Origin of the sequence: Nocardia sp. NPDC005366 (genome assembly GCF_040606855.1) — a bacterium.
In the GTDB taxonomy this organism is placed as follows: domain Bacteria; phylum Actinomycetota; class Actinomycetes; order Mycobacteriales; family Mycobacteriaceae; genus Nocardia.
The window spans coordinates 256,277-270,702 of record NZ_JBEXFQ010000001.1 but is presented as its reverse complement, the minus strand read 5'-3'; the positions used below and the strand labels follow the sequence as shown (position 1 = coordinate 270,702).

Here is a 14,426-nt window from a genome sequence, read left to right as displayed (position 1 = left end):
ACCTCGGCCGGACAGGCACTGAGCTGGCCCGGAGTGCGTCGCACGAGTACGCGGGAGCATGGTCGGCATGAACGTCGGCATGAACATGGAATCACCGCGAATCGAATTTGCTCGGGGCGTGTCGCTCGCGGCACGCCGAGTTCTCCCCACATCACGGCTAATCCACAGTTTCGCTGGCGCCGGTACATCGACTATTAATGGCATGTGCCGTTCTCACGTGTGATCACTTGCCAGGCCTCGAATCTCCCCCGGCTGGAGTCGAGGTGACGATAGAGCATCCCATTGAGGACGAAGTCGGTCAGCTGGCGAGGCGGGTCGAAAAGGCCCGAGGCCGACTGGCATACCAGTTCGACCCGGCGCTGACCCAGGCGCTCTCCGAGGACGAACTGCACGAAGAACGTGATCTCGCCGAGAAGATTCGCGGCCAGGATCGTGCACAGCGCTGGAAACAGGCGCAGGCCGCCGCCGCTGCCGCCGACCGTGCCCGACAGACCACCGAAGAGATCGAGAAGGCCGACATCAGAGATCTACTGGTCGCCCGTAAGGCGATAGCCGCCCAACGGCGGGAATCGAGTCCACACGCCAAACTGGCGTCGCTGTACCGGCATCGGTCGTGGTCACTGCGCGCACTGGCAGGCGTGGTCGGCGCGGGCATGCTCTGGTCCGCGGTCAACGTTCAGCACAACATCGCCCCCGGCGGGCCTACCGATCCGCTCTACTGGTTCAGCTACCTCATCGAGGCGATGATCAGCGTCTGCTTGATCATCATCATGATCGGCACCAACAAGGTCTCCGAATGGGGCGTCGTCGACAACCGCGGCCAGGTCGTCACGGCCGAGGTCGCCCTGCTCACCCTGACCGTCGGCCTGAACACCTACCCCTATGTGCGCGGCGGACAGTGGTTCGACGCGGGAGTGCACGCGGTCGCGCCGGTGATGATCGGTGTCGCCCTGCTCATCCACGACGCCGCGAGCGCGCGGTACGGGCTCGCCATCGCGCGCGCTACCGACCAGGTGCGCGACCTGCCCGATCCGGCCGAAGTGATCCGAAACAGGCTGCCCGATCTCGCCACCTATCGTCCGATGGCGATGGAACTCGGTCCGCAGCCCGTCGTGATCGAGGCCGAGCCGGAACCCGATCCCGAGCCCGCCGTCGAATTGTCCGAGGCGGAAGAGGAACAGCCGACCGACGAGGTCGAAGAGGTCGCCGCCGAGCAGGACGACGCGCCGACCGAGCAACTGCGGGTGGAGTCCTCCCCGGCGCAGGCCAAACCCGCCGCCCCGGCACCGGCACTTGCCGCCAAGGAACCCGCAGCCGCCGAAGCACCCGTCGCGCAGCCCGAGAAGCGCCGCGCCCCCGCCGCTTCCGACAAGGCTCCGGCACGTGAGATCAACGGCGCGGTCCCCAAGATCCTCGAGGGCCGTCCGATCGCCACGACCAAGCCCGAGGTACCCCAGCCGCCGAAACGGCCTTCGACGTCGCCGACACCGGCCCAAAAGCCCGCCGTCGCATCGGTTGCCGAGACCGAGCCGGTCAAGGCCGTTCCGCCGCCCGTCGAAAAGCCCGCTGTCAAAGCGACCGCACCCGCGAGCCCTGCCAAGGGCATCCGCAAGGTGGCCCCGGCGAAATCGCGCGCAAACGGCACCGCGTCCAACGGCACCGCGTCCAACGGCACCGTGTCGAAAAGCGATTCCCGTCCCGCCGCCGCGACGGCCAAGAACGGCAAGGAAACCCCCGCCGTTCCCGCCAAGCCGGATCTGCAGGTCGTCCCCGCTCCCGACCCGATCCACGACACCGGCCAATTCCGCATCGCCGAACTCCTCGAACAGGAACTCGCCGAACTCCAGGCGGAGCGACGCCGCGCCCGCACCAGCAGGCAGCGCTGACGGTTCGGCACCAGCGCCGGTGAGCATCGAAGACCACCGGCGCGCGAAACCGCTGTCGAAGACCACGACCTCGTCGCGCCACGATACTCAGGTGGACGCCCTCGCGACCTCCGGTCGAACTGCCGAAATATGAGCAGGGCCACTGAGCAGGGCCACTGTGAGCACGGCCACTGAGCAGGGCCGGAAGAATCGAATCTGTGTCGGGGTGACAGGATTTGAACCTGCGACCCTCCGCTCCCAAAGCGGATGCGCTACCAAGCTGCGCTACACCCCGTGACCTCGTCGCGGATCGGCCGACGTCGAGGATGAATTCTTGCGTGGAGCGGGTGACGGGAATCGAACCCGCACCATCAGCTTGGAAGGCTGAGGTTCTACCATTGAACTACACCCGCAGGCATACGACATCGATGGGATCGCCACGATGTCGTGTGCGCACCGACTGTACCGAATCATCCCCGGAAAATGCCAATCGCCCCCGAGTCCGGGGCTGTGCCGCAGGTCATGGTGGGCCGTGCCGGCGGAACGGGTCACTCACTCCCGTGATCGGGTGCTGGTGTGTAACGTCGTTCCATGGTGAATTCACGGGGTAGCCGCCGGTCCGCGGGCGGGAACAGCGTCCGTCCCCGCGCACATCCGGCGTGTCCCCGCGCACATCCGGCGTGTCACAGCGCGACTCTCCAGCGAACCGAAATTCATGTGTAACAACCGGGCGGCCGAAACGATCACACATCCGATCGCCACTCGCCAAGGACCGAAAACTCGTTGTTAAACGCCGTTTTTCAGGCCCGAGTGGCTTGCTAGGATCCTTTTTGCCGGACGGGGGTATCTGGAAAGGGGGCGGTGAACGTGCACCGAGCTAGGTGGACCCAACCGCATAGCAGTAGTGATCGGGGTGAAGCCGGCACCTGTGCTCGCACAGTGCACCCGGGTACCGACGTCACCCGCGCCGGGTGAGTGCGATGGCAGCGGACATCGAACCACCCGTCGGCGCGATGGCGCGCGCCTGGGCACGTGCGGTCTGCGCGGAGCCCGGCTCACACACGTCACCACAGCATTTGGAACCCGTCCTGATCCAGATCGTGCAACGGCTGCTCGAGCTGGCCAGGTCCGAGCCGTTTCCGGTACCGGAGGCCAGGCAACTCGGCGCGCTGCTGGCCGAGCCGCCCTTCGAGCGGACCCGAATGCTTGCCCAGGCCAGCCGCTGGCTGCTCGGTTTCCCGTCGGGCAGGCCGGGGTCGCTTGTCGCCACCCGCTGGCCGTTCATCGCCAGCCAGGCCATCGACAGCTACGCCCAGGCCCTCCAGGAACGTGCTCTCGACCAGCAGAAACAGAATATCTCGGCGCAGGTGTCGCAGCGGGTCCAGGAGATCGCCGCGCTCCAACATCGGCTGCGACACGAAGCCACCCACGACGCGCTCACCGACCTCGCGAACCGCACCCTCCTGCAGGACAAGGTCCGGCGCATGGCCGCCGACCCGAACAGCAATGTCGGTCTGCTGCTGATCGACCTGGACCGGTTCAAGCAGATCAACGACGGTTACGGGCACGCGGTCGGCGACGAGGTACTCGTCGAGCTGGCGAATCGGCTGCGCGAGACCTGTCCGCCGGACACGGTGATCTGTCGCTACGGCGGCGACGAATTCGTGTTGGCGGTCAACCGGGATTACCACACGGTGGCCGAAATCGCGCACCGGATCGTCCTCGCACTGCGTGATCCGGTGTGGTCGACGGCAGGTCCGGTCCCGGTGTCGGCCAGTGTCGGCACGGCCCACAACCCGCCGGGCATGCCGTGCGATTTCACGGATCTGTTGCGCCGGGCCGATCGCGCGATGTACTCGGCCAAAACCGCGGGTGGCCGCCGCTTCGCTTTCTCGGATTCCGACGAACCGGAGATCGACGCCGCTGTCGCGGGCTGAGATCTCCGGTAACAAGTGTCCGGCGACGCGGAGGCGCACTGCGGCCTCCGGGCCTATTGGGGGAAACCAAGTACGGCAGGGGATGTTTCGTCCCGCAGCGGCCCGCTGAGGTCTATCTGCGGCCCCTTCGACGTCGACTACCCGCGTGCTCGCGTCGATCAACCAGGTTGACAGCCGGGGCACCAGAACAGATTCCGCCCCTCCAGCACGGCATGGGCCACCGTCGACCCGCATACCCGGCACGCCGCACCCGGACGCCGGTACACGTAGGTCCTCGGCCGGTCCGGCGCGTAGGACGGCTCGCCGTGATCGTGTTCGGGCCGCACCACGTGCATGAGCCCGGTCGCCACCCCCACCGGCATCAATTCGACCAGGTCCGACCAGATCGCTTCCCACTCTTGGGCACTCACATCGAGACCAGGCCGATACGGCGAGATACCTTGCCGGAACAGCACTTCGGCCCGATAGACATTGCCGACACCCGCGATCACCGCCTGGTCCATCAGGAGCGCGCCGATCGGCCTGCGCGAGCGGCGGATTCGCCGCAACGGCTGTTGCGGATCGGCGTCGGGCCGCAGCGGGTCGGCGCCGAGACGCTCGGTGAGCGCCTCCACCTCCGGCGGCAGCAGGATCTCGCAGGCGTTGGGCCCGCGCAGATCGGTCCCGAAACCGGATTCGCCGCCTTCGCCCGCCCCGATCATCCGCATCCGTACCTGACCGATGGGCGCTGCCATCGGAAGGTCGGAGTCGTAGAACTTTCCGTAGAGGCCCAGGTGGATGTGCACCGTCACCCCCGACTCATAGTGGTGCAGTAAATGTTTCCCGTGCGCCTCGGAGCGGGTCAGCACCTGTCCGTCGACCAGCGCGGCGCCCTCCGCGAACCGGCCCTGCGGACTGGACACCCGCACCACACCCCCGGCGAACCGCCGCTCATGCAGGAGTGCCAGCCGATGCAGAGTATGCCCTTCCGGCATGCGAGTCAGGCGATGGCGGGCGGGACGCCGGTCTTCTCGTACTCGGCCAGGATGTCGATGCGCCGCTGATGCCGCTCCTCGTCCGACCACGGGGTCGACAGGAACGCGTCGACGATGGCGAGGGCTTCCTCGGTGCTGTGCATCCGGCCGCCGATTCCGATCAGTTGAGCGTTGTTGTGCTGGCGCGCCAATTGCGCGGTCTCCACGCTCCAGGCAAGTGCGCAGCGAGCGCCCGGCACCTTGTTGGCAGCGATCTGCTCGCCGTTGCCGCTGCCGCCGAATACCAGGCCGAGACTGCCGGGATCGGCCACGGTGCGGCGGGCCGCTTCGATGCAGAAGGCGGGGTAGTCATCGAGCGCGTCGTACTCGAGGGCGCCGCAGTCGACGACTTCGTGGCCCGCCTGCTCCAAATGGGCCTTGACGTGATTCTTCAGTTCGAAACCGGCGTGGTCGGCACCCAGGTATACGCGCATGGTGCGATTCTCTCAGGCCCGTTAACGGCGACGACGTGGGGGGATGAATACAGTTCATGACCATGCAGTCCGATGACCGACCACCGTCGAAACCGACCCTGGAACCCGGTAGCGAGCAGAACGGTTCGAATCCGGTGACGGGTCTGGTTGGCTGGAATCCCGCGAGCGGACCGCCCGGATGGGTGCCGGGATACCAGTCACCCGCGCCGATGCCCCCTGCCGGGCCGATCCATCCCACGCGCGGTCTCTCACCGTTCGGCATACCCGCGCGACACATTCTCGAGATACCGCTGCTCGCCGTCATCGTCGTGCTGACCGGGCTGTTCTTCGTGCTCGGACCGCTGATGACGCTCGCGGGTTGGATCCCGGTCCAGATCACGGCGCCGCTGATCCTCGCGCCGCTCATCCTGTGGTTGCAGCGCGGGCTGCTGTTCGCGAGCCTGCGGACCAGCGGAGTGAAGATCACACCGACCCAGTTCCCCGACGCGCACCGGATGGTGACCGAGGCCGCCGCCCGATTCGGCATGGCGACGGTGCCCGACGCCTACGTGGTGCTCGGCAACGGCGCGATCAACGCCTTCGCCTCTGGACACGGTTTCCGGCGTTTCATCGCCGTCAACAGCGACCTCTTCGAAATCGGCGGAGCCGCACGCGATCCCGACGCCCTCGCCTTCATCATCGCTCACGAGGTCGGACATATCGCCGCGGGCCACGTCTCCTATTGGCGCTGGCTCGGCATGTACGTCCTGCCGTATCTGCCGATTCTCGGCGGATCACTGCAGCGAGCGCAGGAGTACACCGCCGACAATTACGGCTACTGCTATCGCCACCAGGGCGCTTCGGGCGCGATGCGCGCTCTCGCCGGGGGCAAGTACCTGAACACGCTGGTCGGCTTCGACGAGATGGCGGATCGCGCCCCCGCCGAACGCGGATTCTTCGTGTGGCTCTACAACGGATTGGTCAGTCACCCGGTACTGACCTGGCGCATGTGGGCCCTGCGCGATCGGAGTAAACACGGCAACCTCCTGTGGCGTCCGAATCCGAAGATCGCGCTTCCGCTGCACACGGGATTCGCGCCGCCCACCGGTGGTGGCGATCCCCGGCAGAGCGGATACCTATCGCAGGGCGGCCATACCCCTGCCTCCTACTGGTCGACCCCGCCGCCGTCCTGACCGATCGGGGTGCGGCGATCGCCGTCACCACACCCCTGCTGCTCGTCAGTCGAAGACCGGCCCCTCGGTCCTGGTCCGCTTCAGCTCGAAGAAGTGCGGGTACGACGCCAGCGCGACCACACCGTCCCAGACCTTGCCCGCGTCTTCACCGCGCGGAATGCGCGAGAGCACCGGGCCGAAGAAGGCGATCCCGTTGACGTGGATGGTCGGGGTGCCGACATCCTCGCCGACCTTGTCCATCCCCGCGTGGTGGCTCGCACGCAGCGCCTCGTCGAATTCGGTGCTCTCGGCGGCCTGCGCCAACTCGGCGGGCAGTCCCACCTCGGCGAGCGAATCCGCGATGACGGCGGCCAGCGATTCGGTGCGGGTCGGGCGCTCGTATTCGTCCTTGCGCTCGTGGATGCGGGTGCCCATCGCGGTGTAGAGCGGGGAGAGCACCTTGTCGCCGTGTTCCTTCGCGGCGGCGATCGCCACCCGCACCGGACCCCAGCCGCTCGACAGCAGTTCCCGGTACTGCTCCGGCAGGTCGTCGCGATTCTCGTTGAGGACCGACAGGCTCATGACGTGGAAACGCGCCTCGATATCGCGGACCTTCTCGACTTCGAGAATCCAGCGGGAGGTAATCCAGCACCACGGGCACAGTGGGTCGAACCAGAAGTCGGCAACATCTCTCTCAGCCGTGTCGGTCACGGGTTGGTCCTCTCGATTCGGATGCTCGGAGGCGGCGAAACCAACGCCGCTATCGGGAGCAACCACCTCGCTCGGCGATTCGTTCCCACGCCGCCGTTTTCTCGCCGATCTACCGTCATTGCCCCGGATACGCGATCGGGGCCGCCCGGTATCAGTACGCTCGAGGGGCAGGAATCCGGTTCCCTCAGACAAGGAGTCCGCAATGACCTCGCAGCGTCGTTTCCTCATCGTCGGCGGTGGCCTCGCAGCCGCCAAACTCGCCGAAGCCCTGCGGGAGAACGATTTCGACGGGGTGGTGACGGTGATCGCCGCCGAGGAACATCTGCCCTACGAACGACCGCCGTTGTCCAAGGAACATCTGCTCGGCAAGAAGGCCTTCGACGAATTCATCGTCGATCCGGCCCAGTGGTATCGCGACCACAATATCGATCTGCGGCTCGGCACCACGGTCACCGCGATCGACCGTGCGGCCAAGACCGTCACGCTGCCGGACGGTTCGACCCTGAACTACGACAAGCTGGCCCTGGCCACCGGTTCGACGCCGCGCAAGCCGCCGCTGACCGGTGTCGACGCGCCCAACGTGTACACGCTGCGCACGATCGATGATTCCGACACCCTCATCGAACTGTTCGGCCAGGACGGCAGCCTCGCCATCATCGGCGCGGGCTGGATCGGCCTGGAAGTGGCCGCCGCCGCGCGGGCCGCCGGACTCGCCGTCACCGTGGTCGAATCCGCCGAACAGCCGCTGCTCGGGGCGCTGGGACCGGAGATGGGCGCGGTATTCGCCGATCTGCACACCTCCCACGGCGTCGATCTGCGCCTCGGCGCGCAGGTCAGCGAGATCACCACCCGCGATAGCGGCGAGGCCGTACTCGCGAACGGCCTTCGCCTCGGCGATGGCAGCACCGTCACGGCGGACGCGGTACTCGTCGCGGTCGGCGCGCGGCCGAATATCGAACTCGCGGCCGACGCGGGACTCGCGGTCGACAAGGGCGTTCTGGTCGACGAGAGTCTGCTGACCAGCGATCCGGATATCGTCGCCGTCGGCGATATCGCCGAACAATCCCATCCCCTGCTCGATCGGCGCGTCCGGGTGGAACATTGGGCGAACGCGCTCAACCAGCCCGCCGTCGCCGCCGCGACCATGCTCGGCAAATCCGCGCGCTACGACCGGCTGCCCTACTTCTTCACCGACCAGTACGACCTCGGGATGGAGTACATCGGATATGCCGCGCCCGGCGAATACGACAGGGTCGTGGTACGCGGCGATACCGCGACGCGCGAATTCGTCGCCTTCTGGCTCGCTGCCGACAACCGCGTACTGGCCGGGATGAATGTCAACGTGTGGGACGTGACCGACCGGATCAAGGAACTCGTCACCGCGGGTGAGCCGGTCGATCCGGACACACTGGCCGACACCTCGATTCCACTATGAGCCGGATCACACGCTGCGATCCGCCGGTAGGTCGAAACCACGTCGCCGGTTCCGACCTACCGTCGAGAGCGTCGAAGGGGCGCGCCGACCGGCAAGGAGCCGAACCGTGAAGTACATGCTGCTGAAGACCTACAGCGATGCCGCCTACTGCGATGTCCCCATCAACGAATGGCCGCCGGAGGACATCGTGGCGCACATGGAATTCCAGAAGGCGCTCGGCGAGCAACTCGCCCGGTCCGGCGAATTGATCGACGCGCAGGGCCTGGCCGGGCCCGACGAGGCCCGCGTAGTGAATTCCGACGGCCGATCGGCGCCGGTGGTCACCGACGGCCCCTTTCCCGAAACCAAGGAATTCCTGGCCGGATATTGGATTGTCGATGTAGACAGCCCGGAACGGGCGCTGGAAATCGCCGCACAGGCCTCCGCCGCCCCCGGCCCCGGCGGCAAGCCGATCGGCGAACGCATCGAGGTGCGGGCGGTCATGAGCGCGCCCGCGTCCCAGCAGTAGCCGATCCCCGCCGGTGACCGACATCCTGTCGCGGGAATCCGAGGATCTGCTGCGTGAGCTGGCGCCGCAGGTCCTCGGCACCCTGGTCCGGCGTTTCGGGGATTTCGACTCCGCCGAGGACGCGGTGCAGGAGGCCATGCTGGCGGCGGCCACCCAATGGCCCGCGGACGGGCTGCCGGAGAATCCGCGCGGATGGCTGATCCAGGTGGCGCAGCGGCGGATGGCCGACGCGGTGCGCGCGGAGGCGGCGCGCAGACGTCGCGAGAACACTGTTGTCGACCGCGAGGTGCCCGATCAGGAGACGATCGACCGTGACGACACCCTCGCCACATATTTCCTGTGTTGCCACCCCGCCCTGACCTCGGCCAGTTCGATCGCCCTCACGCTACGGGCGGTCGGCGGTCTGACCACCGCGGAGATCGCGCACGCCTTCCTCCTGCCCGAAGCCACCATGGCGCAGCGGATCTCGCGCGCGAAGAAGCGGCTTTCGGCGCTGGACCGGCCCTTTGCCCGGCCCGGCGACGCCGCGTGGCGGGAGCGGCTCGGCCCGGTCCTGCACGTGCTGTATCTGATCTTCACCGAGGGCCACACCAGCAGTGCCGGTCCCGATCTGCATCGCGCCGACCTGTCCGGTGAGGCGATCCGGCTGACCCGCGCCATCCACCGACTGCTGCCCGGTGATACCGAGGTCACCGGGCTGCTGGCGTTGATGCTGCTCACCGACGCCAGACGCACGGCGCGCACCGGCCGCTACGGCGAACTGATCCCGCTCGCCGAACAGAACAGGGCGCTGTGGAATCGGCCGCACATCAGCGAGGGGATCCGGCTCACCACGGGCACGCTCGCACAGGGACTGTCGGGTCCTTACCAGGTGCAGGCCGCGATCGCCGTGTTGCACGCCAAGGCATTACGCGCCGAGGACACCGATTGGCCGCGCATCCTCGAGCTGTACAACCTGTTCGAGCACATCTCCCCCAACCCGATGGTGACGCTCAACCGCGCCGTCGCCGTGGCCATGGTCGCCGGTCCGGCCGCTGGACTCGCGGTCGCCGAAACGCTCGACAAGCCGCTGGCGGACAACCACCGGCTCGACGCCGTCCGCGGTCACCTCTACGAGATGGCGGGTGACTACCCCGCCGCGATCGCCGCCTATATCGCGGCCGCCGGTCGCACCACGAGCACCCCGGAACGCGACTACCTGACTCTGCGCGCCGCCCGCCTGCGCGAAGAACACACCGATTGACGATCGAGGACGGATGCGCGGTGTGCGATCCGGGGGCAGACTGCTCGCGTGGCAGACAAAACCAGCGCGGGAGTCCTGCTGTTCCGTCGCGGCACCGGCGACACCGAAGTCCTCATCGGGCATATGGGTGGTCCGTACTTCGCCCGCAAGGACGACGGCGCGTGGTCGATCCCCAAGGGCGAATACATCGCGGAGGACGAGGACGCACGGGCGGCGGCGAGTCGCGAATTCATCGAGGAGCTCGGCCTTCCCGTCCCCGAGGGCGAATGGATCCCCCTCGGGGACGTGCGCTACGGCAAGAAGATCCTCACCGTGTGGGCGGTCGAGGCCGATCTCGATCCCGGTCTGGTGGTGCCCGGCACCTTCGAGATGGAGTGGCCGCCGCGTTCGGGGCGGATGGCCGAATTCCCGGAGATCGATCGGACCGACTGGTTCGACCTGGCCACCGCCCACGACAAAATGACCAAAGGCCAGCGCCCCTATCTGGATCGCCTCGCGCGGCTGCTAGGCGCGGAATAACTCGTTCAGCGCCAGGTCAGGCCGGTGATGAGTTCGTATGCCTCGATGTACTTGCGCCGCGTGGCGTCGACGATATCGGCGGGAATCTCGGGACCGGGGGGCTCCTTGTCCCATCCGGTCGAGGTCGACCAGTCCCGGACGAACTGCTTGTCGAACGAGGGCTGGGCCCGGCCCGGCTCCCACTGATCGGCGGGCCAGAAACGTGACGAGTCCGAGGTCAGCACCTCATCGCCGAGGGTGAACACGTCGCCATCCCAGCCGAATTCGACTTTGGTGTCGGCGATGATCACACCTGCGCCCGCGGCATGTTCCGCGCCGCGCAGGTAGATGTCGAGGGTGGTGTCGCGCAACAGTTCGGCGACCTCGCGCCCCTCCTGGTTCACCACGTCGGCGAAGGTGATCGGCTCGTCGTGACCGACCGATGCCTTACTCGTCGGAGTGAAGATCGGTTCGGGCAGTCTGTCGCCGTCACGCAGGCCCGGCGGCAGCGCGATACCGGAGACGGTGCCGGTGACCAGGTATTCGTTCAACCCGCCGCCCGTCAGGTAGCCGCGGGCGATGCATTCGACCTGGATCATCTTCAGCGGTTTCACCCGGATGCCGCGACCCGCGAATTCCGCCGGCACATCGGTCACCGAGAGGACATGGTTGGGCACATCGGAGAAGTAGTCGAACCACCAGTTCGACAGTTGGGTGAGCAGCGCGCCCTTGTCCGGAATCGGCGTCGGCAGGACCACGTCGTACACCGAAACCCGATCGGAAGCGACGAGGAGCAGGGTGTCGCCGTCCTCGTACAGGTCGCGCACCTTTCCGGCGTGCACATGCTTCAACGTCGAGCCTCCGAATCCGTTGCTGATGAACCTGCGCTGACACCGAACAATACCGCCGTGGCGGCACCCGCTACGCGGCGCGGCCCCGGTCCGGACGGCTAGGGTTGGCCGGGAAAGTCCCGCGCGAGCGGCCACGCAGTGGTGGCATTGTGGGTGCTGCCCGTGCCGTTCTTCGACCACGAAGGAGACTCATGTCCGCACCCAACCTGACTCGCGAGCAGGCGATCGAACGCGCCGCGACAGTGCAGGTCGAGAACTACCGCATCGAACTCGACCTGACCGACGGGTCGGGCAAGCCGGGCGAACAGACCTTCTCCTCGCGCACCACGGTCACCTTCACCGCGACGCCGGGCGCGAGCACCTTCATCGATATCGTCGCGCGCGGAGTGCGCGCCGCGGTGCTCAACGGCACACCGATCGACGTGTCGGATTACGACGAGTCGACCGGCATCACACTCGCCGATCTCGCCGAGCGCAACGAACTCGTCGTCGAAGCCGACTGCGAGTACTCCCACACCGGCGAGGGCCTGCACCGCTTCGTCGATCCGACCGACGACGCGGTCTACCTCTACTCGCAGTTCGAGACCGCCGACGCCAAGCGCATGTTCGCCTGCTTCGACCAGCCCGACCTGAAGGCCACCTTCGATATCGCCGTCACCGCCGCGCCGGATTGGAAGGTCATCTCCAACAGCGCCGCCGTCGACACCCTGCGCGCCGATCCCGGTCATTATCTGTTCCGCACCACACCGCGGATGAGCACCTACCTGGTCGCCCTGATCGCGGGTCCGTACGCGGAATGGACCGACGCCTACACCGACGAGCACGGCAACATCCCGCTCGGCATCTACTGCCGCGCGTCGCTGGCCGCCCATATGGACGCCGAGCGACTGTTCACCGAAACCAAACAGGGATTCGGCTTCTACCACGCGAATTTCGGCGTGCCCTACGCCTTCGGGAAATACGACCAGCTGTTCGTCCCCGAATTCAACGCGGGCGCGATGGAGAACGCGGGCGCGGTGACCTTCCTGGAGGATTACGTCTTTCGGTCCAAGGTGACCAGGGCCTCCTACGAGCGGCGCGCCGAGACGGTGCTGCACGAGATGGCGCATATGTGGTTCGGCGATCTGGTCACCATGAAGTGGTGGGACGACCTGTGGCTCAACGAATCCTTCGCCACCTTCGCCTCCGTGCTCTGCCAATCCGAGGCCACCGAATACACCAACGCCTGGACCACTTTCGCCAATGTGGAGAAGTCTTGGGCGTATCGCCAGGATCAGCTGCCCTCCACCCACCCGATCGCCGCTGATATCCCGGATCTGGCGGCGGTCGAGGTCAATTTCGACGGAATCACCTACGCCAAGGGCGCGTCGGTACTCAAACAGCTGGTCGCCTACGTCGGGCTGGAGCCGTTCCTGGCGGGCCTGCGCGCGTACTTCGCCGATCACGCCTACGGCAACGCCACCTTCGACGATCTGCTGGCGGCGCTGGAGAAATCCTCCGGGCGCGACCTGTCCACCTGGGGTGCGCAGTGGCTCAAGACCACGGGCCTGAATATTCTCCGCCCCGACTTCGAGGTCGATCCCGGCGGTCGGTTCACCCGGTTCTCCGTCATCCAGGAGGGCGCGCAGCCCGGCGCGGGTGAGCAGCGCGTGCATCGGCTGGCCATCGGCGTCTACGGCGAGCGGGACGGACGGCTGGTGCGCACCAACCGTGTCGAACTCGATCTGGAGGCGGCCGAGCGCACCGAGGTTCCCGAACTGGTCGGCGTGGAGCGCGGACAGTTCGTCCTCATCAACGACGACGACCTCACCTACTGCTCGGTGCGGCTCGACCCGGACTCACTCGACGTCGTCCTGCATCGCATCCACGACATCGTCGAACCGCTGCCCCGCACGCTGGCATGGTCGGCCGCCTGGGAGATGACGCGGCAGGCCGAGATGCGCGCCCGCGATTTCGTCGCCCTGGTGGAACGCGGCGTCGGCGCGGAATCGGAAATCGGTGTGGTGCAACGCCTGTTGATGCAGGCGCATACCGCCATCGGCAGTTACGCCGATCCCGGCTGGGCCAGCGAACACGGCTGGCCCGGATTCGCCGACACCCTGCTGGCGGCGGCCCGCGCGGCCGAACCGGGTTCGGACCATCAGCTCGCGTTCGTCAACTCCCTCACCGCCGCGAAACTCGACCCACGGCACACGGAGGTACTGCGCGCGCTGCTCGACACCAATCCGGCCGCGGCGGGTCTGAGCGGTCTCGAGATCGATACCGACCTGCGCTGGCGCATCGTGACCGCGCTGGCGGCGGCGGGCGATATCGATAGCGACGGCACGGACACTCCCGTCATCGACCAGGAACTCGCCAACGATCCCACCGCGGCCGGTAAGCGGCAGGCCGCCGCGGCGGCGACCGCGCGCCCGATCGCGGAGGTCAAGGAACAAGCGTGGGCAACCGTGATGGGCGACGACGCCGTCCCCAACATCACCGCCCGTTCCATCGTCGGCGGTTTCGCTCCCGCGGGCCAGGGTGATCTGCTCGGGTCCTACGTCGAGCGGTACTTCGCCGAGGTCCCCGGGGTCTGGGAACGTCGCTCCAGCGAGGTGGCGCAAACCGTCGTCGTCGGGCTGTACCCGTCGTGGGCCATCAGCGACGAGGCCGTGGCCATCGCCGACAAATTCCTGTCCGGTGACCATCCCCCGGCCCTGCGACGCCTGGTCAGCGAGGGTAAGGCCGGTATCGAGCGGGCGCTGCGCGCCAGGGCGTTCGACGCCGGATAGACGCCGAAC

The 14,426-nt window shown here is 67.1% G+C and carries 12 protein-coding genes and 2 tRNA genes; 8 read left to right on the top strand and 6 right to left on the bottom strand.

Translation table 11 applies throughout. The annotated features are described in order from the left end of the window. Positions 1 to 263 precede the first annotated feature (263 nt). A complete protein-coding gene (locus ABZS43_RS01180) occupies positions 264 to 1,886 on the top strand; it encodes a hypothetical protein (RefSeq protein ID WP_355033769.1) in 1,623 nt (540 codons plus the stop codon). 200 nt (positions 1,887 to 2,086) lie between these two features. On the opposite strand, the gene ABZS43_RS01175 is transcribed toward ABZS43_RS01180, so the two are convergent. Both ABZS43_RS01175 and ABZS43_RS01170 read right to left on the bottom strand, forming a co-directional pair. After that, positions 2,087 to 2,160: transfer RNA gene (locus ABZS43_RS01175), tRNA-Pro, on the bottom strand. A 44-nt stretch (positions 2,161 to 2,204) separates the two neighbouring features. Beyond that, positions 2,205 to 2,278, bottom strand: a tRNA-Gly gene (locus ABZS43_RS01170). A gap of 567 nt (positions 2,279 to 2,845) precedes the next feature. Between ABZS43_RS01170 and ABZS43_RS01165 the strand changes: the two genes are divergently transcribed. Continuing rightward, positions 2,846 to 3,802: a GGDEF domain-containing protein gene (locus ABZS43_RS01165; protein WP_355033768.1), complete on the top strand. Its 957-nt coding sequence runs from the start codon at positions 2,846 to 2,848 to the stop codon at positions 3,800 to 3,802. 158 nt (positions 3,803 to 3,960) lie between these two features. Here the strand turns inward: ABZS43_RS01165 and ABZS43_RS01160 are convergent, their stop codons facing one another. Further along, on the bottom strand, positions 3,961 to 4,776 hold the full coding sequence (locus tag ABZS43_RS01160; RefSeq protein WP_355033767.1) for a DNA-formamidopyrimidine glycosylase family protein: 816 nt from the start codon (positions 4,774 to 4,776) through the stop codon (positions 3,961 to 3,963). Between the two features lie 5 nt (positions 4,777 to 4,781). Beyond that, entirely contained in the window at positions 4,782 to 5,249 is a 468-nt protein-coding gene (locus tag ABZS43_RS01155) for a ribose-5-phosphate isomerase (RefSeq protein ID WP_355033766.1), read from the bottom strand. A gap of 62 nt (positions 5,250 to 5,311) precedes the next feature. Between ABZS43_RS01155 and ABZS43_RS01150 the strand changes: the two genes are divergently transcribed. Then, positions 5,312 to 6,421: a M48 family metallopeptidase gene (locus tag ABZS43_RS01150; RefSeq protein WP_355033967.1), complete on the top strand. Its 1,110-nt coding sequence runs from the start codon at positions 5,312 to 5,314 to the stop codon at positions 6,419 to 6,421. A gap of 45 nt (positions 6,422 to 6,466) precedes the next feature. On the opposite strand, the gene ABZS43_RS01145 is transcribed toward ABZS43_RS01150, so the two are convergent. Further along, positions 6,467 to 7,111 carry a DsbA family protein gene (locus tag ABZS43_RS01145; RefSeq protein ID WP_355033765.1) on the bottom strand — a complete coding sequence of 215 codons (645 nt, stop codon included), beginning with the start codon at positions 7,109 to 7,111 and terminating at the stop codon, positions 6,467 to 6,469. Positions 7,112 to 7,313: 202 nt separating this feature from the next. On the opposite strand from ABZS43_RS01145, the gene ABZS43_RS01140 reads away from it, so the two are divergent. The 4 genes from ABZS43_RS01140 (at position 7,314) to ABZS43_RS01125 (ending at position 10,816) form a co-directional block, all read left to right on the top strand. Next, complete coding sequence (locus ABZS43_RS01140) at positions 7,314 to 8,546, top strand: FAD-dependent oxidoreductase (RefSeq protein WP_355033764.1); 1,233 nt, start codon at positions 7,314 to 7,316, stop codon at positions 8,544 to 8,546. A 106-nt stretch (positions 8,547 to 8,652) separates the two neighbouring features. Beyond that, positions 8,653 to 9,054, top strand: a complete 402-nt coding sequence (locus ABZS43_RS01135) for a YciI family protein (protein ID WP_355033763.1) — start codon at positions 8,653 to 8,655, stop codon at positions 9,052 to 9,054. 22 nt (positions 9,055 to 9,076) lie between these two features. After that, complete coding sequence (locus tag ABZS43_RS01130; protein WP_355033966.1) at positions 9,077 to 10,297, top strand: DUF6596 domain-containing protein; 1,221 nt, start codon at positions 9,077 to 9,079, stop codon at positions 10,295 to 10,297. Between the two features lie 48 nt (positions 10,298 to 10,345). Continuing rightward, entirely contained in the window at positions 10,346 to 10,816 is a 471-nt protein-coding gene (locus tag ABZS43_RS01125) for an NUDIX domain-containing protein (protein ID WP_355033762.1), read from the top strand. Positions 10,817 to 10,821: 5 nt separating this feature from the next. Here ABZS43_RS01125 and ABZS43_RS01120 read toward each other — a convergent pair whose 3' ends face one another. Then, a complete protein-coding gene (locus ABZS43_RS01120; protein WP_355033761.1) occupies positions 10,822 to 11,646 on the bottom strand; it encodes a phosphoribosylaminoimidazolesuccinocarboxamide synthase in 825 nt (274 codons plus the stop codon). Between the two features lie 191 nt (positions 11,647 to 11,837). On the opposite strand from ABZS43_RS01120, the gene pepN reads away from it, so the two are divergent. After that, complete coding sequence (gene pepN / locus ABZS43_RS01115; protein WP_355033760.1) at positions 11,838 to 14,417, top strand: aminopeptidase N; 2,580 nt, start codon at positions 11,838 to 11,840, stop codon at positions 14,415 to 14,417. The last annotated feature ends 9 nt before the right edge of the window (positions 14,418 to 14,426 follow it).